This is a genomic window from Janthinobacterium paucivorans (assembly GCF_051380805.1).
GTDB classification, from domain to species: domain Bacteria; phylum Pseudomonadota; class Gammaproteobacteria; order Burkholderiales; family Burkholderiaceae_D; genus Janthinobacterium; species Janthinobacterium lividum_D.
In genome coordinates this window covers 57,790-83,649 of sequence record NZ_JBNYXR010000011.1, presented here as the reverse complement: position 1 = coordinate 83,649, position 25,860 = coordinate 57,790, and the positions used below count along the sequence as shown (strand labels likewise).

General features: G+C 59.2%; 18 protein-coding genes. 10 read left to right on the top strand and 8 right to left on the bottom strand.

Going from position 1 to position 25,860, the window contains the following annotated elements:
* Window positions 1–6 precede the first annotated feature (6 nt).
* The gene (locus tag ACQ4V8_RS14585; protein WP_070345989.1) at window positions 7–1,008 is read left to right on the top strand and encodes a diguanylate cyclase; all 1,002 of its coding nucleotides are present in this window, start codon (window positions 7–9) and stop codon (window positions 1,006–1,008) included.
* Window positions 1,009–1,019: 11 nt separating this feature from the next.
* Here ACQ4V8_RS14585 and ACQ4V8_RS14580 read toward each other — a convergent pair whose 3' ends face one another.
* Together ACQ4V8_RS14580 and glmS are read right to left on the bottom strand one after the other, a co-directional pair.
* Window positions 1,020–5,531, bottom strand: a complete 4,512-nt coding sequence (locus ACQ4V8_RS14580) for a response regulator (protein WP_436571721.1) — start codon at window positions 5,529–5,531, stop codon at window positions 1,020–1,022.
* Window positions 5,532–5,818: 287 nt separating this feature from the next.
* Window positions 5,819–7,648: a glutamine--fructose-6-phosphate transaminase (isomerizing) gene (gene glmS, locus ACQ4V8_RS14575; RefSeq protein WP_070345992.1), complete on the bottom strand. Its 1,830-nt coding sequence runs from the start codon at window positions 7,646–7,648 to the stop codon at window positions 5,819–5,821.
* A gap of 161 nt (window positions 7,649–7,809) precedes the next feature.
* On the opposite strand from glmS, the gene ACQ4V8_RS14570 reads away from it, so the two are divergent.
* A complete protein-coding gene (locus tag ACQ4V8_RS14570; protein WP_010393847.1) occupies window positions 7,810–8,283 on the top strand; it encodes an Lrp/AsnC family transcriptional regulator in 474 nt (157 codons plus the stop codon).
* Window positions 8,284–8,588: 305 nt separating this feature from the next.
* On the opposite strand, the gene ACQ4V8_RS14565 is transcribed toward ACQ4V8_RS14570, so the two are convergent.
* Window positions 8,589–9,290 carry a response regulator transcription factor gene (locus ACQ4V8_RS14565; RefSeq protein ID WP_070346586.1) on the bottom strand — a complete coding sequence of 234 codons (702 nt, stop codon included), beginning with the start codon at window positions 9,288–9,290 and terminating at the stop codon, window positions 8,589–8,591.
* Between the two features lie 80 nt (window positions 9,291–9,370).
* Between ACQ4V8_RS14565 and ACQ4V8_RS14560 the strand changes: the two genes are divergently transcribed.
* Window positions 9,371–11,377, top strand: coding sequence for a sensor histidine kinase (locus tag ACQ4V8_RS14560; protein WP_436571720.1), 2,007 nt, complete (start codon window positions 9,371–9,373; stop codon window positions 11,375–11,377).
* 439 nt (window positions 11,378–11,816) lie between these two features.
* Here ACQ4V8_RS14560 and glmU read toward each other — a convergent pair whose 3' ends face one another.
* A complete protein-coding gene (glmU, locus tag ACQ4V8_RS14555) occupies window positions 11,817–13,193 on the bottom strand; it encodes a bifunctional UDP-N-acetylglucosamine diphosphorylase/glucosamine-1-phosphate N-acetyltransferase GlmU (protein WP_436571719.1) in 1,377 nt (458 codons plus the stop codon).
* Window positions 13,194–13,220: 27 nt separating this feature from the next.
* On the opposite strand from glmU, the gene ACQ4V8_RS14550 reads away from it, so the two are divergent.
* The 5 genes from ACQ4V8_RS14550 to ACQ4V8_RS14530 all read left to right on the top strand — a co-directional run bounded on the left by ACQ4V8_RS14550 (window position 13,221) and on the right by ACQ4V8_RS14530 (window position 16,050).
* Window positions 13,221–14,126 carry a DUF6279 family lipoprotein gene (locus ACQ4V8_RS14550; RefSeq protein ID WP_010393839.1) on the top strand — a complete coding sequence of 302 codons (906 nt, stop codon included), beginning with the start codon at window positions 13,221–13,223 and terminating at the stop codon, window positions 14,124–14,126.
* A gap of 69 nt (window positions 14,127–14,195) precedes the next feature.
* Window positions 14,196–14,855, top strand: coding sequence for a 16S rRNA (guanine(966)-N(2))-methyltransferase RsmD (rsmD, locus tag ACQ4V8_RS14545; protein WP_010393836.1), 660 nt, complete (start codon window positions 14,196–14,198; stop codon window positions 14,853–14,855).
* A 100-nt stretch (window positions 14,856–14,955) separates the two neighbouring features.
* Window positions 14,956–15,453 carry a pantetheine-phosphate adenylyltransferase gene (gene coaD / locus ACQ4V8_RS14540; RefSeq protein ID WP_010393833.1) on the top strand — a complete coding sequence of 166 codons (498 nt, stop codon included), beginning with the start codon at window positions 14,956–14,958 and terminating at the stop codon, window positions 15,451–15,453.
* Window positions 15,454–15,467: 14 nt separating this feature from the next.
* On the top strand, window positions 15,468–15,734 hold the full coding sequence (locus tag ACQ4V8_RS14535) for a YfhL family 4Fe-4S dicluster ferredoxin (RefSeq protein WP_010393832.1): 267 nt from the start codon (window positions 15,468–15,470) through the stop codon (window positions 15,732–15,734).
* Window positions 15,735–15,834: 100 nt separating this feature from the next.
* A complete protein-coding gene (locus ACQ4V8_RS14530) occupies window positions 15,835–16,050 on the top strand; it encodes a chalcone isomerase family protein (RefSeq protein ID WP_070345995.1) in 216 nt (71 codons plus the stop codon).
* 63 nt (window positions 16,051–16,113) lie between these two features.
* On the opposite strand, the gene ACQ4V8_RS14525 is transcribed toward ACQ4V8_RS14530, so the two are convergent.
* On the bottom strand, window positions 16,114–16,419 hold the full coding sequence (locus ACQ4V8_RS14525) for a hypothetical protein (protein ID WP_010393830.1): 306 nt from the start codon (window positions 16,417–16,419) through the stop codon (window positions 16,114–16,116).
* 191 nt (window positions 16,420–16,610) lie between these two features.
* Between ACQ4V8_RS14525 and ACQ4V8_RS14520 the strand changes: the two genes are divergently transcribed.
* Window positions 16,611–17,591, top strand: a complete 981-nt coding sequence (locus tag ACQ4V8_RS14520) for a LysR family transcriptional regulator (protein WP_010393829.1) — start codon at window positions 16,611–16,613, stop codon at window positions 17,589–17,591.
* Between the two features lie 52 nt (window positions 17,592–17,643).
* On the opposite strand, the gene ACQ4V8_RS14515 is transcribed toward ACQ4V8_RS14520, so the two are convergent.
* Together ACQ4V8_RS14515 and ACQ4V8_RS14510 are read right to left on the bottom strand one after the other, a co-directional pair.
* The gene (locus ACQ4V8_RS14515; RefSeq protein WP_010393828.1) at window positions 17,644–19,203 is read right to left on the bottom strand and encodes a methyl-accepting chemotaxis protein; all 1,560 of its coding nucleotides are present in this window, start codon (window positions 19,201–19,203) and stop codon (window positions 17,644–17,646) included.
* A 202-nt stretch (window positions 19,204–19,405) separates the two neighbouring features.
* Window positions 19,406–19,861 carry an Lrp/AsnC ligand binding domain-containing protein gene (locus tag ACQ4V8_RS14510; protein WP_010393827.1) on the bottom strand — a complete coding sequence of 152 codons (456 nt, stop codon included), beginning with the start codon at window positions 19,859–19,861 and terminating at the stop codon, window positions 19,406–19,408.
* 207 nt (window positions 19,862–20,068) lie between these two features.
* On the opposite strand from ACQ4V8_RS14510, the gene putA reads away from it, so the two are divergent.
* On the top strand, window positions 20,069–23,722 hold the full coding sequence (gene putA / locus ACQ4V8_RS14505; RefSeq protein ID WP_436571718.1) for a trifunctional transcriptional regulator/proline dehydrogenase/L-glutamate gamma-semialdehyde dehydrogenase: 3,654 nt from the start codon (window positions 20,069–20,071) through the stop codon (window positions 23,720–23,722).
* A gap of 72 nt (window positions 23,723–23,794) precedes the next feature.
* On the opposite strand, the gene ACQ4V8_RS14500 is transcribed toward putA, so the two are convergent.
* Window positions 23,795–24,553 carry a 5'-methylthioadenosine/adenosylhomocysteine nucleosidase gene (locus tag ACQ4V8_RS14500; protein ID WP_208760707.1) on the bottom strand — a complete coding sequence of 253 codons (759 nt, stop codon included), beginning with the start codon at window positions 24,551–24,553 and terminating at the stop codon, window positions 23,795–23,797.
* Window positions 24,554–25,860 lie beyond the last annotated feature (1,307 nt).

Genomic DNA, 25,860 nt, shown 5'->3' with positions numbered 1-25,860 from the left:
GAGGCAATGAGCATCGATAGCGAACCGGAAGGGAGCGGCAACGCGAGGGAAGGGAGCCGACCGCTATTGCTGATCGTGGACGATCAACCGAGCAACATCCAGGTCTTGTTCGATATCTTCAAGGACGATTGCGAAGTGTGCATGGCGCTTTCGGGCGAGGCTGCGTTTGCATTCATCGAGCAACGCCAGCCCGACTTGATCTTGCTTGACATTGTGATGCCCGATATTGGTGGCTTCGCCGTTTGCAAGCGCATCAAGGAATCGGCGCGCACCGCCGATATACCGGTGATTTTTGTCACGGCCAACAACGATCCCGAGGAGGAGGCGCGCGGGCTGGTGGCGGGCGCAGTGGACTTTATCATCAAGCCCTTTCACGCCACCGTGGTCAAGGCACGCGTCAAAACTCAGCTGACCGTCAAACGACAGGCCGATCAACTGCGCTCCATGGCGATGGTCGATGGCTTGACCGGCGTGGCCAACCGGCGTCGCTACGACGCGGTGCTGGAAATTGAATGGCGACGGGCGGCCAGAGAGCGCAAGGAGCTGGCGGTCATCATGATCGACGTCGATTTTTTCAAACGGTATAACGATCGCTTTGGACATCTGGCGGGAGACAATTGCTTGCAGCAGGTCGCTAAAGCGTTGCAACAGCGAATTATCCGTTCGTCCGACTTGCTGGCGCGTTATGGCGGCGAAGAGTTCGCCTGCGTGCTGCCTGCCACCGGGCTCGATGGTGCCTTGATTTTCAGCAAAATGCTGGAACAGCGGGTGCGTGCGCTGGCGTTGCCGCATCCGGACTCCGAAGCCGCGCCGGTCGTCACCGTCAGCATCGGCGTGGCGGTGGGAAGGCCGAGCGAGGGCGGCAGCGCCGCCGCACTGCTGGCGGCGGCCGATGCCCAGTTGTACTGCGCCAAACAAAGCGGGCGCGCGCGCGTCTGCGGCCAGCAATTTAGCGAACAGCGTCCGCACGGCGATGCCGATGATGGCGGGCAAACTGGACCGGTCTGAGTTGGTCGCAATTAAGCGGCCTCAGCCAGCGCGCCTTTCAGGGCCGTACAAAGCTCGAGGCCGGCGCTAAAGTCCAGTGCACGTATCGCCTGGCCCAGCGCATCGAGAGTGTGCTGATGAGCAGGTAAGTGCATACCTTCGAGTTCGTCAAAGACGGATAAGGCCAGCATATTGGAGGCGGCCAACAGTTGCGCCAGCCGATCAAGCTGCGCCGCCAGGAGCGGCTGGTCCGGTGCCCGTGGCGCAAGGGCGGCAGGACTGTAAAAGGCGGCGCGCTGGCCTGCGTGGTCGGCGGCACTGACACAGGCATCGAACAAGGGGTCCAGCGATGGCCAAGGCTGGCTGGTCGATGCCAACAGCGCGTGTTCCACCTCGGCGGCGAGTGTCGCCAAAGCCTCGGCGCCCACCAGCGCGGCGATGCCCTTGAGATTATGCAGGATTTGGGCCGCGCTGCTGCGCTGCCCCTCCAATGCGGCGGCGCGCAAGCGCTCGCTCAAGGTGCGTGATTCGCCCGGAAAGGCTTGCAAGGCGCGCGCATAGGTGGCCTGGTTTCCGCCCAAGCGTGCCAGCGCGGCCGCTTCGTTCCACGCCGATACCAGTGGCTCTGGCTGCGCTGCAGCCGCCACCGCCGCTGCGGGCTCGCGGGCGTAGGACAGATGCCGGCCGGACTGGCAGTGGTGGCGGATCACGCTGACCAGTTCTGCCAACTGGAAAGGCTTGCCCACATGATCGTTCATGCCAGCGGCCAGCGCCTCGGCACGATCGCTGGCCATGGCGTTGGCGGTAATGGCGATGATGGGCAAGTTCGCCAGATCGGCGCGCTGGCGTATGGCGCGGGTCGCGCTGTAGCCATCCATGCCGGGCATTTGCACATCCATCAGCACCGCATCATAGGCATCACCTTTGCCAGTGACCATGGCCACCGCCGCCAGACCATCATTGGCGACCACCACCGTCGCCCCTTCCGAGCACAGCAGTTCACGCGCCACCTGCTGGTTGATGGCATTGTCTTCCACCAGCAGCAGGCGCAGGCCGGCAAGCTGGCCTGCGCCATGTGGCTCGGGCGCTGCCGTGGGCGAAGCCCCCAGGCGCAATTCTGCCACGACATCATAGAGGGCCGACGCCGTCAGCGGCTTGCTGACGGCACCATCAAACAACGCCGGTTGTGCTTCCTGCAGCAATGCGCATTCTTCACTGCCACTACCCGCCGTCAGCGCGATCAGGATCGGGGTTGGCGTGAGGTCCAGGCACCGCAGCCGTTCGGCAGTCTGGCGGCCGTCCAGATCGGGCATGCGCCAATCGAGCAGGATGACGTCGTAGGAAGCACGACTCGCCAACTCCAGCGCAGCGCGGCCACTGGCAGCTTGCCGCACCTGCCAGCCCAAGGACTGAAGCATGTTTGCGCACGTACTGCGGGCGCCATCATGATCATCCACGATCAAACAACGCAGGCCGGTCATTTTCTGCAGCACGTCGGTGGGGTGATACGCCGGATCGCGCTGGCAAACGATGGTGAAGCGGAATGTACTACCGCTGCCGCGCTGGCTGTCGGCCTCAAGCTGCCCACCCATCATCGACACCAGGCGTCGGCTAATGGCCAGACCCAGGCCGGATCCGCCGTAACGGCGCGCGGTGGAGGCGTCAGCCTGGGCGAAGCCGTCAAAAATGCGCTCCAGCTGCTCCGGCGCGATGCCGATGCCGGTATCGCGCACGGAAAATTCCAGAACGAGCTCGTCACCACGCGTTTCCAGCACCGCCACCCGCACATGGATTTCGCCCGCATCGGTAAACTTGACGGCGTTGCCCGCCAGGTTGATCAGGATCTGCTGTAGGCGCATGGCATCGCCGACGATACAGGCCGGTACGTCGGCGCACTGTTCAAAGATCAACTCCACCGGTTTTTCGCCCAGATTGGTCGACAAGATAACGCCGATCTCACGCAGCAGACGGTCGATATTGAATGGCTGTAGTTCGAGAGCCATCTTTCCAGCCTCGACCTTGGAAAAGTCCAGGATGTCATTCAGAATGCCCAACAATGCGCGCGCGGCCGCTTCGGCCTTGCTGGTATAGTCAGACTGGCGTGTAGCGAGGCCGCTGCGCTGCAGCAGCTGCAGCATGCCCAGGATCGCATTCATCGGCGTGCGGATTTCATGGCTCATGTTGGCGAGGAATTCAGATTTGGCGCGGCTGGCCTGCTCGGCCTCGGCAGTGCGCTGGGCCAGCGTACGGTTAAGCAATTCCAGATCCAGCTGGGCTTGCTTGAGTTCCGTCACGTCGAACACCAGCACAATGAAGCCGCGCACGTCCTCGCCCTCGACATCGGGGATGTAATGGGCCCAGGTATGGCGCTGGGCGCCATCGCTCATGGTCAGGCTGCGCTCGAATCGCTGCGGCTCGCCGCACAAGGCGGCCAGCACATAGTTTTCATTTCGTTGGAAGATTTCGTCGCCCAGCAAGGCGCGCAAGTGGATGCCCGACATCTCGGCCTTGCTGCGGCCGAACCACTTCAGGTATGCGCCGTTAGAGAAGCGGCACAGCAAGTCGGCGTCCCAGTACGCCACCATGCCGGGAATATTGTCGGCCAGGCTGTTGAGGAAACGATGGTTGGCGACGAGCTGCTGCTCCACCGCGCGCTGGGCGCTCAGGTCTGCGGCCATGCCGAGGTAGCCCATGAGCGCACCGGTATCATCCTTCAGCGTCGTGACAGCCAGCAGCACCGGCACCGCACTGCCATCTCGCCGGAGGTACGTCCACTCGTGCTCGTTGGGCAGCCCGCGCAGCGCCTTGACGACAAACACCTCGAACCCCGGTTCAATCTCCTCACCCAGCTGCAAACTGAATTCCTTCGCCCGGGACGCCACTTCCGCCGGGTCGTGGAACAAGGCGGGCGTGTGTTGTGCGATAAGGTCAGCGGCCCGGTAGTCGAGCAGTCTTTCCGCTGCCGGATTGAATGTGATGATCTTGCCTTCGAGGTCGGTGGCGATGATGGCGTAGCCAGCATGCTGGAATATCGCCTGTTGCATGGCCGAGACCTGTCGTATTTGCGCAGTGCGCTCGGCCACCTGCATTTCGAGAGAACGGTTCAGTTCCAAGATGCGCGCCTGCGCTGCGGTTTGTTCGCTGATGTCGCGGGCGGTTTTGGCAGCGCCGATCACGCGGCCGCTGGCGTCAAGAATGGGAGAGACCGTCACCGCAATATAAAGCAGCGTGCCGTCACGCCGGCGTCGCCGGGTATGCTGGTTAGTCACGACCTCGCCGTTTTTTACCCGCTCCAAGATGGCAGCGTCCTGGGCTAGCGCGAAGTCGGGGACGATCAATTCGGCCAGAGGGTGCCCGATTGCCTGCTCGGCGGTATAGCCGAACATGTGCTGGGCGCCCTCATTCCAGCTGCTTACGCGGCCGTCTAATGTCTGGCCGATGATGGCGTCGTGCGAGCTGCGCACGATGGCCGCCAGCTCTTCAATCTGTTTACTGGCGCGGCGGCGCATCGTGCGCAGCAAGTAAAGAACCAGCGCCGCCGCGATGCACAGGCCCGCTACGATGCGCAGCTGCGACCAGCGTGCCGCTTCTGCGGCCGTCTCGGCCACGCTGTCGGGCAAGGCCAGCGTCAAGGTCGGGTTGCGTGCCGGGGCGTCGAGGTCGAGTCGCACCGGCGCGCTGAAGGCGTGCAGGATGCCCTCCGGACCGGCGAGCCGATACAACACCTGGCCGCTATCGGCCTGATCCGGGACGATTTGGTAGTCGCGTTGCCAGCGCGTGCGCGGCAACGCGGCGCGAGGGGCTATCAAATAGCTGCCATCGGGGGCGGTAAGAAACAACTGGAACTCTCGCCCCAGGCTGCTGTGCAGGCTGGCCAGCATGGCATCCGCATCCGCGCTCATGACCACCATCCCGAAAACCGCACCGTTCGCACCGAACACCGGCGTGGCGGCGTGGATCACCCGCCGATCAGGGCCATACGAGCAGCCGCTCGGTGCTTCCAGGCGCAATTCCGACAGATAGACTTGTCCCGCCACGAGTTTGCTCGCAGCCAGGAAAAAATCTTCTGCGCCATGACGCGTCAACGCGTTGGCCGGCACGGTGCTGACCTGTTGGCCGAGGCGCTGCGTGCGTAAAATCTCCTTGCCGCCGTCTGCCAGGCCGATGAAGCGGATACAGGTCAATTCCCGGTTGGCTTGCATGAAATTGCCAAAGATCTGCCCCAGGCGCCGTTCCCACAGGAAGCCACTGGATGCCTCCTGTGGGTCGTAACCATGATGGGCGATGGCGCGTGTGACACCGCCGACCGGCGGCACGTTAGCAAGGAAAACTACATCGCGGCGCATCGACGCCAGCGCGGTAGAGATGGTTTCGCTGCGCAGGTTGACGGAGGCGCTCATCCGCGCAGCGTAGCCGCTTAGTATCTGGCGGCGCTCGCGTTCGCCGGCTTGATAGGTCAGCATGGCCGCCACCGCCAGTACACCAATGAGCGCAATGAACAGGGCGACTTTTGCGCTCTGCGAACCAAGTCTCCGTTGCAGCATGGCTATCCTTATCGAAGGGGTACACGATGCTAACATGTCTTCCAAACAATTAACTCATAGTATCTTGTAATCGGTCGGTATACCAGTCGCTGCGGCGCCAGAACCGTGCGGCCAGGCGGCGTGCAGCAATGGCCACAGATGCCGGCATGGTCGCGTTCGCGCTCTGAACTCGGCAGCAACGAAAAATGGCGCAGCCCATTACGGACTGCGCCATTCGCGACAAACATTTTTAGTTTGTGTCAAACTTTTTTATTGATTGACACTGCCTTGTAAGGCAGTGGCAGATCTTATTCCACCGTCACCGATTTGGCCAAATTGCGCGGCTTGTCCACATCCGTGCCGCGCGCCAGTGCCGTGTGATACGCCAGCAATTGCAGCGCCACCACGTGCAGGATCGGCGACAAATCGCCGTAGTGCTCGGGCAGGCGGATGACGTGCAAGCCTTCGCCGGAGCTGATGCGCGAATCGACGTCGGCAAAGACGTACAGCTGGCCGCCACGGGCGCGCACTTCCTGCATATTCGATTTCAGCTTTTCGATCAGGGCATCGTTCGGTGCGATGGTGACGACCGGCATTTCATTCGTCACCAGGGCCAGCGGGCCATGCTTCAATTCGCCGGCCGGATACGCTTCGGCGTGGATATAGGAAATTTCTTTCAGTTTTAGCGCGCCTTCCAAGGCAATCGGATAATGCATGCCGCGGCCCAGGAAGAGGGCGTTTTCCTTGCGCGCAAATTCTTCGGACCAGGCGATGATTTGCGGCTCCAGCGCCAGCACGGACGCGATGGCGACGGGCAGGTGACGCATGGCTTTCAGGTGCGCCGCTTCCTGTTCTTCGCTCAAGCGACCGTTGACTTGCGCCAGGCACAAGGTCAGCAGGAACAGGCCAGCCAGCTGCGTCGTGAAGGCTTTGGTCGACGCCACGCCCACTTCCACGCCGGCGCGCGTGATGTAGGCCAGCGCGCATTCGCGCACCATGGCGCTGGTGGCCACGTTGCAGATGGTTAAGGTGTGCAGCATGCCCAGGCTGCGCGCATGCTTCAGGGCGGCCAGGGTATCGGCCGTTTCGCCGCTTTGCGAAATCGTCACCACCAGGGTGTTCGGGTGCGGCACGCTGTCGCGGTAGCGGTATTCGCTGGCCACTTCCACGCTGACGGGCACTTTGGCGATCGCTTCGATCCAGTACTTGGCGGTCATGCCCGCATACGAGCTGGTGCCGCAGGCCAGGATCAGCACGCGGTCGATCTGCTTGAAGATGGCATAGGCGTTGTCGCCGAACAGTTCCGGCATGATGCCGGTCACGCCTTCTAGCGTGTCGCCGATGGCGCGCGGCTGCTCAAAAATTTCCTTTTGCATGTAGTGGCGGTACGGACCCAGCTCGGCTGCCCCGGTGTGCGCATGCACGGTTTTCACTTCGCGTTCAACGGACTTGCCATCGACGTCGACGATCCAGCAGCGCGACAGTTGCAGGTCGACCACATCGCCTTCTTCCAGGTAGATGATCTGGTCCGTCGTGCCGGCCAGCGCCATGGCGTCGGAGGCGACAAAATTTTCACCATTGCCCAGGCCGACGATCAGGGGCGAGCCCTGGCGCGCAGCCACCACGCGGTGCGGCTCGTCGCGGCAGAACACGGCAATCGCATACGCGCCATCGAGGCGTTTCACGGCTTGCTGCACGGTCTCGAACAAGTCGCCGTTGTACATGTGTTCGACCAGGTGGGCAATCACTTCCGTGTCCGTCTGGCTCTGGAAGACGTAACCCAAGGCCGTCAGCTCGGCGCGCAATTCATCATGATTTTCAATGATGCCGTTGTGCACCAGCGCTACGCGGGCGTTTTCTTCCGTTGGGGAAAAGTGCGGGTGGGCATTGAAGGAAACAGGGGCGCCATGCGTGGCCCAGCGCGTGTGGGCGATGCCCGTAAAACCGCTCAAGCCTTCTTCGCCGATCTGCTTTTCCAGCTCGGCGACGCGCGACGTGGAGCGCGAACGCTGCAAACGGCCATCGGCATGCAGGGCGATGCCGCAGGAATCGTAGCCACGGTATTCCAGGCGCTTCAAGCCTTCGAGCAGGATGGGAGTGATATTACGTTGCGCTACCGCGCCGACGATGCCGCACATGGAAACCTCTGTCTAAAAATTCATCAATGCACGCATGCTAATGCAGAGTGCATGAAATATGCTTTCTAAATAGGTATATTTTTGACCAAATATTTCATGACTATTTTGCGGTGAAATATTATTTCATTTAGACTCGATATATTTTCCAATTCATCAAAATCATGAGCGAACACAACATCATCCTCGACGAAATTGATCGTCGCATCCTGAACGCCTTGCAAATTGATGCATCGCAGACCAACAGTGAGCTGGCGCGTTTGGTGCATGTTTCGGCGCCCACCTGTTTGCGGCGCGTCAAGCATTTGACGGAAAGCGGCGTCATCGAGCGGCAGGTGGCCATCGTCGCGCCGCAACTGGTGGGGGCGCGCCTGACGGCCATCGTGGAAATCACGCTCGACGTGCAAGCGGCTGAACGCATGGCCGAATTCGAACAACTTGTGGCGCTGGAAGCGGCCGTACTGCAGTGCTACCGCGTCTCGCCCGGCCCCGACTTCGTGCTGATGGTGCAGGTGGCCGACATGCCCGCCTACCATGCGCTGGCGCACCGTCTGTTTGCTGCGCACGCGAATGTGCGCAATGTGAAAAGCTATTTTTCCACATTGCGCAGCAAGTTCGAGACGCGCATCGCCGTCTGATGTAGCAACAGCCGATTATCCACCGCTTACCCACATGTTTGTACGCATCTTGCACACCGCTTATACGGCACTTTTGCACAGGCTTATGCACAAGCGGGCTACGCTGCATGAGTGATGGCATCGGCATTTTTCTGCCACCATCTCCAGACGCGACGACGCCGCACCCGGCAAGCCAGTACTGCTCATGCATGCCGCCAGAACAAGGCTTTGCTAGAGTGACTTTTACACCGCTTTCACACAGCTTGCCAACAGGCTTTTGCACCACTTGTCGACAGGTTTATCCACAGCCTTCACAGGCGAAAAACTCAGAGACACACTTGCGCGTCGGCATAAAACCGGTAGCCGGCATTGCGCGCGGTGTTGATGGGCAAGGTCATGCCGCAGGCCTGCTCGACCTTGCGCCGCAGGCGGCTGATCTGGGTATCCAGGCGGCGCTGGTCATAACTGAGAAAATCCTCGTCCATGGACTGGACGATCTGCTGGCGACTGACGATGTGCTCCGGTTCCGCCATCAGGACGTGCAACACCGTGACATCCTGTTGCGACAACGCGATGGCCTCGCCACCGGGCGGCAGCAGACGGCGTGGCCCCAATTCCAGCACCCAGGCCGTAACGGGCGCGACGCTGACAGCAGCGGCCGACTCGCCCAGGCGCCGCACCAGCGCGCCCAGGGTGGCGGCCAGTTCGTCGAGGTCGGCGCTCTTGGGCAGATAATAGTCGGCGCCGCCACTGAGCCCGTTCACCTTGTCGCGCGTCGTGCCGCGCGCCGTAAACACGACGATGCCGATGGGCCGCCCCTGCTCCCGCAAGGCGCGCACCAGCAGCATGCCTTCGCCGTCGGGCAAGCCCAAGTCAATCACGGCGATGCGGTGCAGCGCCGGTGCGTAACAGGCATGAAACGCCGCCATATCGGCCACGGCGGTCACGCGGTAGCCGCAGTCGCCGAGAAACTCGGCCAATTCCTGCCGCAGCACGGCTTCGTCTTCAAGCAAAATGAGGTTCAACATGGCGCAAGGATAACCGATCGTCATGCTGCCGAGAAGTAAGCCGCAAGGGCTTCATGCACCGCATGATAAGCTCCTGCGCCATGAAAATCCTGTTCGCCCTTGCCCTCTTGTTCGCCACCTTGCAACCCTCGGCCGGGCTGGCCGCGCCCATGTCGGCGCCACTCACGCTACCGGCCAGCGGTCAGCCCGTGTCGGCCAGCGGCCATATGCAGATGCTGCGCGACACTTCCGGACAGCTCGATCCGCAGGCCGCGCTGGCCGCGTCAGGCTGGCAGCCACTGCCTGGCGCCGTGAGTGCCGGCTATACGCAAGATGCCATCTGGTTGAGCCTAGAGGTAACACGCGCGGCGCAGTCAGCCGATGAATGGGTGTTGCGCTTTAGCAACGCAGGACTCGATGACGTACGCCTGTATCGCCAGGATAGGGCTGGACACTGGCTGCTGCAACAGGCGGGTGCCAACGTGATCCGCAACGCCTGGCCCATCGATGCGCGCCAGGTGGTGTTTCCCGTGCAGTTGCAGCCGGATCAGCCGCAGCGCTGGCTGATAAGGCTGACCAGCAAGAAAGCCATGTCGACCGAGCTGACGTTGTTGCCCAGCGCCAGCTTCGACGCTTCCTCGCGCCGCGAATACCTGTATTACGGCTTGCAGTTCGGCAGTTATTTACTGCTGATCCTGTTTCATATCTTTTTCTGGCGCATGACACGCGAGGCCCACAGCGGCTGGTACCTGTTATATGTAACGACGAGTGCCATCACGGAGGCGCTGACCATCGCCATCCCCCAGCAAATCTTCACCATGCCAAATCAGCTGTCCGACCCCATGCTGGGCATATCGATGGCCATGTCGCTTGCCGCCGGCGCGCGTTTTTCCACCTTGCAACTGGAGCTGCCCGCTGTGTATCCGCGTTTCAGCCGCGCGGTGGTGGGCATCACGGCCGCCACCACCCTGTGTGGGGCGCTGCTGGTACTGCACGGCGACTATGCCGCAGGCGTGCTGATGGTGCAAATGACAGCCTTGCCGCTGATCGCACTACTGACCTGCCTGGCCAGCTGGCTGGCGCTGCGCGGCCATCGCCCGGCGCGTGCCTTTCTATTCATTTTTGGCATTTTCTACGCCGGTGTCATCATCAGCTTCTTGCGCAACATGGCCTTGGTGCCGCCGAATTTCTGGAGCAACCATGCAGCCACCCTGGGCGCCTTTGTCCACATGATGCTGATGAGCCTGCGCCTGAACCGACGTTACGCCGAATTGCGCCGCGCCAAAGACAGGGCACAGGCCGAGGCTGTGCATGCCGTGCGCGCACTCAATGAACGCTTGGAAGAGCAGGTGGCGCAGCGCACGCTGGCGCTGCAACAGGAAATCGGCCGGCGCGCCGTGCTCGAAGGAGAATTGCGGGCTGCCCTGGAAGTGGAAACCCGCACGCGCGAAGAACAGCAGGATTTCGTTGCCATGGTGTCGCATGAATTCCACACGCCGCTCGCCATCATCAACACCACGGCCCAGCAAATTGCCCGCAACACGGAAGCGCCACGGGAAAAAACCTTGCAGCGCTGCCAGAATTTACGCGCAGCAAGCAGCCGCATGGCGGCACTGGTGGATGAATACCTGAGCGCCGACCGCATGGAAACGAGCGCGGCGACGCTCTGTCAGCAGCCATGCGACTTGCGCGCCCTGCTGCAAGCCGTGCTGGCCGAATGGCCCGATGGCCGCATCGACGCCAGTGTGCAGGCGCTGCCCGACAGCATCATGGCCGATGCCAGCCTGCTGCGCGTGGCCCTGCGCAATTTGCTCAGCAATGCTGACCGGTATGCGCCGCAGGCCCAGGCAATTCGTGTGCAAGCTGTCACACTCGATGATGGCCGCGTACAGATCATCGTCAGCAATGCGGGCGAGCCCGTGCCTGCAGATGAAATCGCGCGCCTGTTCCAGAAATACTTCCGCGGCCGCATTGCCCAGCACAAGCCTGGCGCCGGCTTGGGCCTGTACCTGGTGCAACGCATCGCCAAATTGCACGGCGGCCAGGTCACCCTCGACAGCGCCGGCAACAACGGCACCATCAGCTTCGCCTTGCGCCTGCCCGCCTGATTTTCGCCCACGTTTGCGCCCGCGTTCCCGATTGCATTAATCGCAAATCGCTGAGTTTCGCTCAACGTCCAATTTCCACGACGCTATCCACCGGCGATGCACACACTTTTCCACAGGTTTATCCACGGCCATGCGTGGATAAACGGCACTGAAGTACAGTTATCCCTACTTATACACCGATATTACAGCGCTTATGCGCGCCCTTATGCACAGACTTGTCCACAATACGGGGATAAACACCGCTGCACCGCTGGCAGCGAGCGACAATCGAAGAAAAAGGCAGCACGAGGCGCGCGCCAAGCGGTAGAGAGAGACCTGGCTAAAGCTTATGCACGGGTTTGTACACAGGCTTGTGCGCCACTTGTGCGACACTTTACCCACATAGTTATCCACAGGCGGGCTGCAAGGCCTGCCTGTGTGCAACAGTGGACGGCGCAGCTTACTTCTTGATTTTCTCGGGGCGCGTCCAACCCTCGATACTCACTTGCCGCGCGCGCGAGACCGTCAACTTGCCGGCCGGCGCATCTTTCGACAGCGTCGTGCCGGCGCCCAGGGTGGCCCCCTTGCCGACGGTAACAGGTGCGATCAGCTGGCTGTCGCTGCCAATGAAGGCGTCGTCTTCGATAACGGTGCGGAACTTGTTGACGCCATCGTAGTTGCAAGTAATCGTGCCGGCGCCGATGTTGACCCTCGAACCGATGCTGGCGTCGCCGATGTATGCCAGATGGTTGGCCTTGCTGTGCGCGGCGACCTGGCTATTTTTCACTTCGACAAAGTTGCCGATATGCACGTCTTCTGCCAATACCGTACCCGGGCGCAAACGCGCGTAAGGGCCGATGAGAGAGGCAGCACCGACGACGGCGTCCTCGATATGACAAAACGGCTTGATGTGCGCACCAGCGGCCACGGTGGCGTTGATGATGACATTGTTGGCACCGACGCGCACGCCATCGCCCAATTCCACGCGGCCTTCGAACACGCAGCCGACGTCGATGCTGACATCACGGCCGCAGATGAGTTCGCCGCGCACATCGATGCGGGCCGGATCAAACAGGGTCACCCCCCGCTCCAGCAACGCTTGCGCGATATTGTTCTGGTGTATGCGTTCCAGCTGCGCCAGCTGGACCTTGCTGTTGACGCCCGCCACTTCCCACACGGCAGCCGGATGCGCCGAGGTGACGGCGACGCCATCGGCGACGGCCTGGGCGACGATATCGGTCAGATAGTATTCCCCTTGGGCATTGTCATTCGACAAAGCCGACAGCCACTTCTTCAGCGCCACAGTGGGCGCGACCATGATGCCGCTATTGATTTCGCGGATGGCCCGTTCGGACGGCGTGGCATCTTTTTCCTCGACGATGCGCACGATGGCGCCGTGCTCGCGCACGATGCGGCCCAAGCCGAAGGGATCGTCCTGTTCCACGGTCAGGATGGCCAGCTGGTCCTTGCCGGCCGCTTGCACCAGTTGCTGCAGGGAGGCGGCGCTGGTCAGCGGCACATCGCCGTACAGGATCAGGGTCGGCACGGCGTCATCGAGCAAAGACAGCGCTTGCTGGACGGCGTGGCCGGTGCCCAGCTGCTGGGCCTGCTCTGCGGCGTCGATCTGTACGGCGTGGCTGGCGTTGTAGCTGTCAAGCAACTTCAGGACCGCTGCGCCCCCATGCCCATAAATCACGCATAATCGAGACGGCGCCAGGCTGCGCGCCGTGTCGATGACGTGCGACAACAGCGGCTTGCCAGCCAGCGGGTGCAATACCTTGGGCAGTGCCGACTGCATGCGTTTGCCCATACCAGCAGCGAGAATGACAACGTTCATAGTGCGTAATTTTTATAAGTTAATAATATGAAAAAGTTTAACACGCAGCCCCCGTCTTCCACGCCCTTCAAGCGCATTACTTATGCCGTGCTGGCCATCGTGCTGGTTGTCATGGCCGGCTGCAGCGGCTTGCGCCTGGCCTACAACAATGGCGATACCGTGCTGTACTGGTGGCTGAACGCCTATGTCGACCTGGACCGCGACCAGAAAGGCTGGGTGCGCGAAGACATCGACAAGCTGTTTGACTGGCACCGCAAGACGCAATTGAAGGATTACGTGGAAATTTTGCGCACGGGCCAGAAGCAGCTGCAAGGCAATATCACGCAAGCGGACCTGATGGCCGATTATAGCGAGATCAAGCAACGCACCCAGGCGCTGCTGCTGAAAGCGGCGCCCGAGCTGGCCGAGCTGGCACGCTCACTCAAGCCCGAGCAGATCGCGCAGGTGGAGAAAAAGTTCAAGTCGAACAATGACGATTACCGCAAGAAATATCTGAGCGGTGACCAAGACAAGCGCCAGAAACTGCGCTACAAGAAAGCCATGGAGCAATTCGAATTGTGGTTCGGCAGCTTCAGCAGCGAGCAGGAAGCCATCATACGCAAAGCATCGGACGCGCGCCCGCTGAACAATGACATCTGGCTCGACGAACGCATGCGGCGTCAACAGAACGTATTGGGCCTGGTCAAGAAAGTCCAGCAAGAAAAACTCGGCAAGGAAGCCGCCACAGCCTTGCTCACGACGCTGATCAAGGACAGTTTCGAGCGCCTGGAACATTCCGAGCACAAGGCTTTTTTTGACAGCTACGAAGCGAGCACGGCGCAGATGGTCTTGACGCTGATCAAGATCACCACGCCGGCGCAAAAAGCCCACGCCATCAAGCGCATGCAGGGCTGGATCGACGATTTCAATTCCCTGGCGGCACAGCCCAAATAGACAGGCAGCGCCAGCAGGGGAGCTGGGGCATTATGCTATAGTGGCCGCCATCGAATTGAAGAAATCCCCATGCAAAAAAAGATAAAAAAACCCGCCAAAGTCCCTGTCCACCACGCGCCGCCACCGAACCAAGTACGCATCATCGGCGGCCAGTGGAAACGCTCCGTACTGCCTGTTTTACAGGCACTCGGTTTGCGCCCGACACCGGACCGCGTGCGTGAAACCGTATTTAACTGGATCAACCACTTGCGCGATGGCGACTGGGCCAACGCCCAGGTGCTGGACCTGTTCGCCGGCAGCGGCGCACTGGGCTTCGAAGCGGCCAGCCGCGGCGCCGCCGCCGTCACCATGGTCGACACGCACACACCCGTGATCCGCCAGCTGGAACAGAACAAGGTGAAATTACGCGCCGACAACGTTGAGCTGCTGCGCGGCGACGCCCTGTTGACGGCGCAAGGCATGGCCTCGCGCGGCCAGCGTTTCGACCTGATCTTCCTCGATCCGCCATACCAGCAAGATTTCCTGGCCAAGGTATTGCCTTTGTGCGCCAAGCTGCTCAAGGAAGGTGGCATGATTTACGCGGAATCGGGCTTGTCGCTGGTATTCGATGACAGCAGCACACTGGAAAAACCAGAGTGGATGGCAGGGTGGGAAGTCATCCGCGCCGACAAGGCGGGCACCGTTTATTATCATTTGCTAACTTACAACAAAGTGCCGGCAACTGCCTGAATCTGCCTATAAATGAGGCAAAATGGCTTCCTGGCCCCGGGCGCAGCACCAATTTCAGGCATAATGCGCGTCTATATTGGTGCATCGTTAGGGAGCCGCAATGGTTGTAGCCGTTTATCCAGGAACGTTCGATCCGCTCACGCGCGGTCATGAAGATTTGGTGCGCCGCGCATCGGGTCTGTTTGACAAGCTGATCGTCGGTGTGGCCGACAGCAAGAACAAGCAACCGTTTTTCTCGCTCGACGAACGCCTGGAAATCGCCAATGAAGTGCTGGGTCACTATCCGAATGTGCAGGTGGAAAGCTTTTCCGGCCTGCTCAAGGATTTCGTGCGCACGCACGAAGCTAGAGTCATCGTGCGCGGCTTGCGCGCCGTTTCAGACTTCGAATACGAATTCCAGATGGCAGGCATGAACCGCTACCTGCTGCCCGATGTCGAAACCATGTTCCTGACGCCGTCCGACCAGTACCAGTTCATTTCGGGCACCATCGTGCGCGAAATCGCGGCGCTGGGCGGGGACGTCTCCAAGTTTGTCTTCCCCTCGGTGAACCGCTGGCTGCAAAAAAAGATTGCTGCCAACGCTGCATCATCGCAATAAGTAAGAGTGAAATCATGGCATTACTGATCACCGACGAATGCATCAATTGCGACATTTGCGAGCCAGAGTGCCCGAATGATGCGATCTATATGGGCGCGGAAATCTACGAAATCGATCCCAACAAATGCACCGAATGCGTGGGACACTTTGACGAGCCGCAATGCCAGCAAGTGTGCCCCGTCAGCTGCATCCCCTTCAATCCCGCCTGGCGCGAAAGCCCGGAGCAATTGATGGCCAAGTACGAACGCCTGCAGGCGGAACTGCCTGCGACGAAGGCCTAAGCATTGCTCCAGCGCCTCAGCGCCGCCCGCGCAGCGCTGCCAACCGTTCTACACTGCGTGCTGACATCTCCACAGTCTATGCTTTCCACGGAGGTAGAAGATGCACATCAGCACATCCCGTTTGGGCCGCCCCCTGGCTTGTGCCTGTCTGTGCGCCGCCGTCGCACAAGCTGCACTGACCGTCGAGGTAGGCGGGGTCAAGCTGGGCGACACGGTGCCGGAGCTGGCCTTTTACACTGCGCTGCTGAAAATCTGGATCGGTGGCCAGCCGGCTGACGCCGTATTGCGCACGCATTTGCTGGGCGACGTGGCCTGAACAAAAACGCGGGCGTAAAAAAGCCGGCTCACGCCGGCGTATCATTGTGCAACAGTTTATCGCTCAGGCGCGTGTCGACAGAGCGCGCAATTCGGCGGCATTGCTGGGCGACACGCCATCCATCTTGCCCAGGGTGCGTTGCAAGGCTCGTGCTTCGCGCATCTGTTGACGCGCCTGACGCTCTTCGCGGCTCAGTTTGGGACGCACCAGCAGTACCATGGCGCGGGCGATGCCCACCAGCAAAGGCTTGAACAGCAGGGAGAATGCGCCCACGGCGACGATCACCAGCACGAGTTGCAGGGTGTTCAGCAGGGAAATCTCCAGCACGGGTGCGGATACTGCGTACAAGGCGGAGGCGAAGGTGGACATACTGTTCCTGTGCATTATAGAATTTGTGAGTACTATAGTGCAGTGCAACATATAAATCTAATTCCATTTCCTGATACCAATTATATGAATCGTGAATGGAAAACTGTAATATTTTTTGTGAGTGAAAATTTTTGCGCCCGGCGCGGTTTACACTCCTAAGTAATCAATTCAACTTTTACCTTGGGCTTTCCATGAGTTTTCTGACGCTGGATCTGAACTTGCTGCGTGTTTTCGACGCCGTCATGACGGAACAAAACCTGACGCGCGCAGCCGGCCACCTGGCGATGACGCAGCCGGCGGTATCGAATGCCATCAAACGCCTGCGCGAAAGCCTCGGTGACGAATTGCTGATACGCACGGCGTATGGCGTGAAACCGACGCCCCGTGCCGAAGCGCTGTGGCCGTCCGTGCGCTCGGCCCTTGCCAGCCTGGAAGCGGCCGTCACGCCGGAAACCTTCGACGTGTCGAAAACACATGCCACCTTCCGCATGGCCATGGCCGACGCGACCGCCGCGTTCTGGCTGCCCTCCCTGATGCGCTCGATCGAAAGTGAGGCACCGGGCGTGAATGTGCGCATGATGCCACTGACTACGCGCGAACCGCGTCCCATGCTGCTGCGCGGCGATATCGACCTGGCCGTGGGCTTCTTCCCCGGCGTGGCGGCGCAATTGTCGAGCGAAACGGGTTCGCCCATCCGCCATGAGCGCCTGTATTCCGGTAAATATGTGTGTGTGATGCGGCGTGGCCATCCGCTGGCCGACAAAGAATTGACCTTGGATAACTATTGCGCAGCGAACCATTTATTGGTGAGTTTTTCCGGCCGCGCGCATGGCTTGATCGACGAGGCGCTGTCGCAAATCCATCGCGAGCGGCGCATCTTGCTGACGGTCAACCAGTTCTTCACGGCCGGACGCGTAGTGGCCAATTCCGACCTGATCACGGTCTTGCCGCGCCACTTGATCGCCTCGACGGGCATGACGGAATCGCTGCTGCACAAGGACCTGCCGCTGACCCTGCCAGCCGTCCACCTGGACATGCTATGGCACGAACGCGACGCTCGCAGCCCCGCCCACAAATGGCTGCGTAATCATCTGGAAAGCATGAACACGCCCACCCTGCGCACGGCCACGGCGGCCGGCGGCGGTGTGGCGGCCAAGCCGCATATGGAATAAAGCGTAGCTGGCTCAAGAAAAAACGCCTGATGAGGATGCATCAGGCGTTTTGCTATGCGTGGTTGCTGGAGCGATAGCCGATTCGGAAACCACCCCAATGCTTGCCATCGACGTGGATGGGCACAGATAAATCATGCATGACTTCGCCCGTGTCGCGCTTGTACGTCTGCAACAGGAACGGTTTGGTATTGCTGCCGCAGCGCGACCCAGTGCGGTCACTGAAGATGCGCTTGGTGCGGTTATTCACGATATCGATGGCGTAATCGCCCGTCAGCGGCTGCGAAAATTTCTTGTTGTGCGTTGGAAAATATCCATTGTTGTCGACAGCGCCCGCATACGCCAGGTAGGGCAGGGCGGCCAGCACGCTTTCCTGCAGGTCCGGCAATACCTTGTCCGTAAACGCGTCGAACTTCGTGTTGTGCTTGGGCGGATTGGTGTTCGGGATAGGGCGATAGTGGCGGTCGAACAGGGCTTCGCGCGTGATGCGCCCGGCAGCGATAGCTTGCTCGAACAGTTTGCCCACCTCGCGCGCGGCGCGCTGTGCCGCGATACGGATCTCATCGTGCGGCGTGCTCACACCCGATTCGCCCAGGGCGCCGGCGATCACTTCGGCGCGCTCGGCCAGGGCCATGGCCGACTGCGTGGCGCGCGGCAATTCGACATTCGTCGACAGCATGCTGTCGCGGATTTTCAGGATGGCGTCGGCGATCAGCTGCGTCGTGTCGACGTGTTCGCGCGAGGCATGGGCGATTTGCCCGATCTCGTCTTCCGACACGCCCGAGGATTCCTCGATGTGGGTGAGCGACGCATGCACGCTTTCCACATTGCGCGCCGCTTCCGTCACGCCCGTCGCCAATAAACTCATGCCGCGCGCCGCTTTTTCCGACTGCTCATTGATTTCGCGCACCATCACGCTGATTTCATCGGAAGCTTCCTTGGTGCGCTGCGCCAGTTGCCGCACTTCGCCGGCCACTACGGCAAAACCGCGCCCGTGTTCACCGGCGCGCGCAGCTTCGATGGCGGCGTTCAGCGCCAGCAAATTGGTGCGTGCAGAAATATCGGAAATGGCTTCCGTAAAACCGGTGATGCGCTTGGATTTTTCCTGCAAGCTCAGCATGGTGCCTGAGGCGCCTTGTGCTTCCTCGCGTGCCTTATTGATGCGGCGCAAGCCCTGGTCCACTTCGGCGCGCGCCGCCACGCTTTCCACGCGCACGCCGGCAGCTACCTTGGCGGCACGTTCCGCGTTGGCGGCGATCTTTTCCGTCGTCACGGCATTTTGTGCGGAGCTGTCGGCGATCTCACTGGCGGTGCGCACATCGAGTTCCACCTTTTGTTTGACGGAATCGACAAAGTACGAGGTTTCTGCGGCGCCTATCATGATAGCGTCGATGGCCTTGCCCACCGTGTCGGCAAACTGGTGCAAGCCATGCTCAGCACGCGTGCGGCCGTCGAACGCCAGCAGCGCAGCGCCAATGGCAGCGGCCAAGCAGGCAATCAGATACGGATGGTCGCCGCCGAAAAGCAGCAGAAGAAAGACCAGACAACAGGCCACGGCCATTGCCAGGATGGTCAACACAAGGATACGCACCAGCTGATGCTGCAACTGCTTCATTTGTCCCCCGCTGCACGAACCCGTCACGTCCCCAGGGGAACGTGCTATAGCCGTATGCGACTGGGCACGATTGCCCACCTTGCACCCTGAACGTGACGTCTGCGCGGCGTTTCAGGCGGCTACCGGATAGCAGAATTGTAGCTCTACCCTACAACATTTGCTCCGATAGCTCAATCATAAAAGTTGGCTAGCTGCAATACGCTCACTTAATCGGCAATTTGGTGGTATTTTTTACCTCTTCCATGACGGCATAAGTGTGGGTTTCGCGCACACCTTTCTGCAACAACGTCTTGCCCAGGAATTCGCGGTAGGCGGCCATGTCCTTGACGCGTGCCTTGACCAAGTAATCGAAGCCGCCAGCGACCATATGACATTCGAGTACCTCTGGAATGATTTGTACGCTATGCTTGAAGGCGTCAAACACTTCCGGCGTCGTGCGATCGAGCACGACTTCGATGAACACCAACAGCGACACGTCGAGCAGCTGCGGGTTCAACTGTGCCGTATAGCCCATGATGTAACCGGATTCGTGCAACTTGCGCACGCGCTCCAGGCAAGCGGCCGGCGACAGGTTAACGCGCGCGGCCAGCTCCACATTGCTGATGCGTCCATCGCTTTGCAATTCCATCAAGATTTTCTTACTGATCTTGTCCAGCATTACCGTCACCCCCAAAATTAATATTATTTGGTTAAATTGTCGCATCAAAAACTATCTATTGCTAGTCCCCTGTATTACCAGAATTAATCCACAAGAATCCCCTTTACAATCAAATCATCTTAGCGTCCGACTTTGCGTATTTTTTTGCACAAAAAAAGAGCAAGAATTACCTTGGTTTTCGTCCCCATTTCCTTGTAAAGAGCACTTATGCACCCTGCAGGCCCCTCGGCTTTTACCCCGATTCCTTTTGCTGCGTTCCAGGCAGAAATCCTGCCCGAAGCGACCCTACAACGCGCCGCCATCACCGCCGCCTATAGGCGCGATGAGGTTTCCGCCGTGCAGTGGCTGTTGCAACAAGTGCGCCCCAGCAGCACCGAAACGACGGCCGAGGGACAAGCCCTGGCGCACCGCCTGGTCTCGAACGTGCGCCACAAACGCACACGCGCATCCGGCGTCGATGCGCTGATGCACGAGTTCTCGCTGTCGTCTGAAGAGGGGGTTGCATTGATGTGTCTGGCTGAAGCGCTGTTGCGTATACCCGACAGTCAAACGGCCGACCGTTTGATCGCCGACAAAATCAGCAAGGGCGACTGGCGCAAACATCTGGGCGAATCGCCGTCGCTGTTCGTAAATGCCGCCACCTGGGGCTTGCTGATCACGGGCAAACTAGTCAGTACCAGCAGCGAATCGGGCCTCGGCTCGGCCATGAGCAAGCTCATCGCCAAAGGCGGCGAACCGCTGATACGCAAAGGTGTCGACTTGGCCATGCGCATGCTGGGCAACCAGTTCGTCACGGGCCAGACGATCGAAGAAGCTTTGAAAAACAGCCGCGAGAATGAAACCCGCGGCTACCGCTACTCGTACGACATGCTGGGCGAAGCGGCCCTGACGCAACAGGATGCCGCCAACTATTACGCCTCGTACGAAACCGCAATCCACGCGATCGGCAAGGCGTCGAACGGTCGCGGCATCCGCAACGGCCCTGGCATTTCCGTAAAACTGTCGGCACTGCACGCGCGCTACAGCCGCGCCCAGCGGGCCCGCGTCATGGAAGAATTATTGCCAAAAGTCAAAGCGCTGCTGTTGCTGGCCAAACAGTACAACATCGGCTTCAATATTGATGCGGAAGAAACGGATCGTCTGGAGCTGTCGCTGGACCTGATGCAAGCACTTGCCTTCGATGCAGACCTGGCCGGCTTCGAAGGCATCGGTTATGTGGTGCAGGCGTATCAAAAACGCTGCCCCTACGCCATCGATTTTCTGATCGACCTGGCGCACCGCAGCGGCCGCAAGTTCATGGTACGCCTGGTCAAGGGCGCGTATTGGGATGCGGAAGTCAAACGCGCGCAAGTCGATGGCCAGGACGGCTATCCCGTCTACACGCGCAAGGTCTACACGGACGTCTCTTACCTTGTGTGCGCACAAAAATTACTCGACGCCAGCAGCCTGATCTATCCACAATTTGCCACACATAACGCGCAAACCTTGTCGACCATCTACACCTGGGCACAGCGCGACGGTATTACCGACTACGAATTCCAATGCCTGCATGGCATGGGAGAAACCCTGTATGACCAAGTCGTCGGTCCCGATAACCTGGACAAGCCGTGCCGCATTTACGCGCCCGTCGGTTCGCATGAAACCCTGCTGGCCTACCTGGTGCGCCGTTTGCTGGAAAACGGCGCCAACTCCTCGTTCGTCAACCAGATCGTCGACGAAAGCGTGGCCATCGATAGCCTGATCCGCGATCCTCTGGAGCAGGCACGTCTGCAGGGCGGCTTGCCACATCCATCGATCCCCTTGCCGCTGGACATGTTTGGCAGCGAACGCAGGAACTCGGCCGGCCTGGACCTGTCGAATGAAGACACCTTGCGCACGCTGGCCACCGGCCTGGCGCAACAGCAGCAATGGCAGGCAGCGCCGTTGATCGATGGCGCCGTCAGCCTCAATAGCCCTACACAGCTGCTGCATAATCCGGCCCAACACGACGATGTCGTGGGCAAAGTCATGCAAGCCGGTCCGGCCGACGTAGAAACGGCGCTGGCCAGCGCCAGCGCTTACGCCATGGACTGGCAAACGACAGAACCATCGGTCCGCGCACAAGCGTTACTACGCGCGGCCGACCTGTTTGAAGAGCACCACATCGAGCTGATGGCCCTGGCCGTACGCGAAGCGGGTAAATCCTTGCCGAACGCGATCGCGGAAATCCGCGAAGCCGTCGACTTCCTGCGCTACTACGCAGCGCAGGTAGAAAATGCGCCGAACACCGTGGCACTCGGTCCCGTCACCTGCATCAGTCCGTGGAACTTCCCGCTGGCCATTTTTACGGGCCAGCTGGCTGCCGCCCTGGCAGCAGGCAACGTGGTGCTGGCCAAGCCGGCCGAGCAAACGCCATTGATCGCCTACCGCGCCGTGCAACTGTTGCATGCGGCAGGCGTGCCGCGCGGTGCACTGCAATTACTGCCTGGCAGTGGCGAAATCGTAGGCGCCGGCCTGTGCAATGACGCGCGCGTCAAAGGCGTGATTTTTACGGGCTCGACAGAAGTAGCGCAATTGATCAACCGCAACTTGGCTGCGCGTGCCGTGGCCGAAGGCATCGACATTCCTTTGATCGCCGAAACCGGTGGCCAGAACGCCTTGATCGTCGATTCGTCTGCCTTGCCGGAACAAGTGGTGCAAGACGTCATGTCGTCGGCCTTTGACAGCGCCGGCCAGCGCTGCTCGGCCTTGCGCGTGCTGTTCCTGCAGTCAGAAATCGCCGACAAGACTATCCATATGCTCAAGGGTGCCATGCAGGAATTGCGCGTAGGTAATCCTGACCGACTGGCGACCGATATCGGTCCTGTCATCGATGCAGAAGCGCAAAGCAATCTGCTGGCGCACATCAACAAGATGAAAAGCGTCGCCATCAACCATTTTTCGCTCGATTTGCCTACCGTGAAAGGCACGTTCGTCGCCCCGACCGTGCTGGAAATTAAGTCGCTGGCGCAATTGACGCAAGAAGTCTTTGGCCCCGTGCTGCACGTGATCCGCTATAAACGCTCCGAACTGCCGCAACTGGTGCAATCGATTAACGACAGCGGTTACGGCTTGACCCTGGGCATCCATACGCGCATCGATGAAACCATCGCTTTCATCACCAAGCGCGCGCATGTGGGCAATATTTATGTCAACCGCAACATCGTCGGCGCCGTCGTCGGCGTGCAACCGTTCGGTGGCGAAGGCAAATCGGGCACGGGCCCGAAGGCGGGCGGCCCGCTGTATCTGAAACGTCTGCAACACAATGCACCGACCGGCGCACAGCACCAGCGCCAGGCGCCGCCGGCATTGGATGCGCTGACCGTATGGGCAAAGATGCATGGTCACGACCAAGTCGAGCAGTTGGCGCAAGACTATGCACGTACCACTTTGCTGGGCAGCACCATCGTCTTGCCAGGCCCGACCGGTGAACGCAATACCCTGAGCTTTGCCGCACGGGGCACGATTTTGTGCGCGGCGGCCACCTCCGGCACCCTGATGAACCAATTGGCAGCCGTACTGGCCACCGGTAACCAGGCTTTGGTGCTGGCGCAATCGCCGGATCTGATCCCTGGCGATTTACCTGCGGCGCTGAAGGACCGTATTCAGGTCATCAGCAGTCTGGCATCGATCAAGCATGATTTCCAGATTGCCATGATCGAGCCTAGCCTCGCTGGCCAGCTTAAACCGCTGCTGGCGTCCCTGGAAGGGGCTCTGGTGGGCACCATCGCCACTACCCAGGAGGGTGTCATCCCTCTGTGGCGCCTGGTCGCTGAGCGGGCGCTGTGCGTGAATACGACGGCAGCCGGCGGCAATGCGAGTTTGATGATGCTCAGCGTCTAAAATTTAAGCAGGCAGCTAACAAAAGAGGGCAGAACCATTGGTTCTGCCTTTTTTTTACACTGCGCCCAGGAGTTAGCCCGCCAGGCGCTGACACAGTCTTTGAATCACGGCAAACGCATACGGCGAGGCGACCGTTTGCACAAAACGCATGAAGTCGACGGCCGCCTCTTCGTTAGCGTTATCGGAAATGGTACGCATGACCGTAAACGGCACGCCCAGTTCAAAACACACTTGTGCCACGGCGGCGCCTTCCATTTCGACGGCCAGCAAATCGGGAATATCCGCTTTCAGCTGTTTCACGTGCATGGCGCTGCTGATGAACTGGTCGCCGCTGGCGATCAAGCCGCGGTGGACTTGCGCGTGCTGTAACGCAAACTCTTGCCTTTCCGACGCCTGTATTACTTTGGCAAGTTCATCGCGCAAAAAATCTTTTGCCGCACCGGCCAGTTGCGTACTCAACTCAAGATCCGTGGCGAAGCGTTGCAAGCCCGTTAGCGGCACTTCGAAGCGGGGAAACAAAGGCCGCGCGTCCATATCGTGCTGCAGCAGCGCTTCTGCCACCACGATATCGCCGACGTTGACGTGTGGATCGGCGCTGCCGGCGACGCCGGTGAAGACGATGTGGGTAACTGCGTACTTTTCCACAAGGATAGACGCTGTCATGGCAGCGGCAACCTTGCCCAGACGCGACAGGACGCACACAGCGTCGATATTCCAGAGGGTGCCTAGGGTGAAGTCACGCATGCCGTGCGAACGCTTCTGGGGGCCTTGCATGGCTTCTACCAGCCCCTGCTGTTCTTCGTGTAAGGCACTAATGATGCCTAAACGCATTTTTTTGCTTGAATTCATGCTGTCTTTACAGGTTTTTTGGATTGCAAGACTGTTTTTATGGTGAAAACACCTGTTTGGACGACTTTTCCACCGTTTGCGTTTGTCTCTGTGTTTTAAATAAAGATGTATACATAAAAATAGTAGTGATAGTAAACGCTCATTTTTTTGTGGATAAGTCGGTATACCGTTGAAGAATCATCGACTTAGCGCACAAAAAAGTAGGCGCACAAGCATTGTATCTACGTAGGACTTGTTTGGGATAAAAATTGAGCTGTGGACAAAGAACGACTTTTCCCACATCTCGTCCTGTGGATATGCAGACACTTATCCACAGTGCCTAGCGAAAATCAGGTTTTTTTTTGCCGTAGTGGCATGTTTGACCTGTTTCACATGCTCTGACGCTTGTTTGGCAATCAGACTTGAGCGACCACGAATGTCGTTCCTTCGCGAATGCCGGCATCGAGTGGATTCTTGGCAGACGGTTTGGTAGTGGGTCGTGATGTCGTCGTTGGCTTTGACGTTTTATGCATGTTTTTTGGAAATATCCGTGGACTTCCGCTTTTTTCATTGGTTTACAATAAATCTATATATAAAAATAGTAGTAATAGTAAACGCAGTTTTTTCTGTGGATAAGTCGTTTTTTTTCAACAGGATCAACTGTTTACGCGAAAAATAAAACGTGCATAATCGTTGTATCACGCGAGGAGCAAAATTGTATAAAATGCCGGCCTGCGCATAACTTCGTGTTTACTCACAAGTCATCCTGTGGATATCAAGTGACTTATCCACAGTCGATGCAAATCCTCTCTTTTTTCTACATCGAACCGCGTGCTGGGACTGTGCCTGTTCAGGCATGTTGACGTTGACATTTTGCATAACGGTTTTGCAGTGCTGTGTGCGTGATGCCGGTTGCGCTGGTTTTCGTCGCTCAGTTGTTGGCTGTTTTTTTTGACAGCATGAGCAGCTTGCCCGCATTTTCTTGAAGACAGGTTGGCTGATGCCGTTGACGGTGAACGGCAAGCAAAGTGCGTGTCGTCGGGTTTACTCTAACAAGTACGTATACAAGAATAGTAATAGTAGTTAACGCTGACATTTTCTGTGGATAAGTCTTGATTTATCCTTGTAAACAAGTGCTTGGCGTGCGGATAAGCGCTGAGTAAGCGGTGTATCTGCGTGGGATGGTTTCTGAACAAAAAAACGCCGCCGAAAAAATTTTTCGTTTACGCACATATCGTCCCTGTGGATATCCATACGCTTATCCACAGCCTGCGACCGCCGTTTTGCCCTGTTTTTTTGCTCGCTGTCGC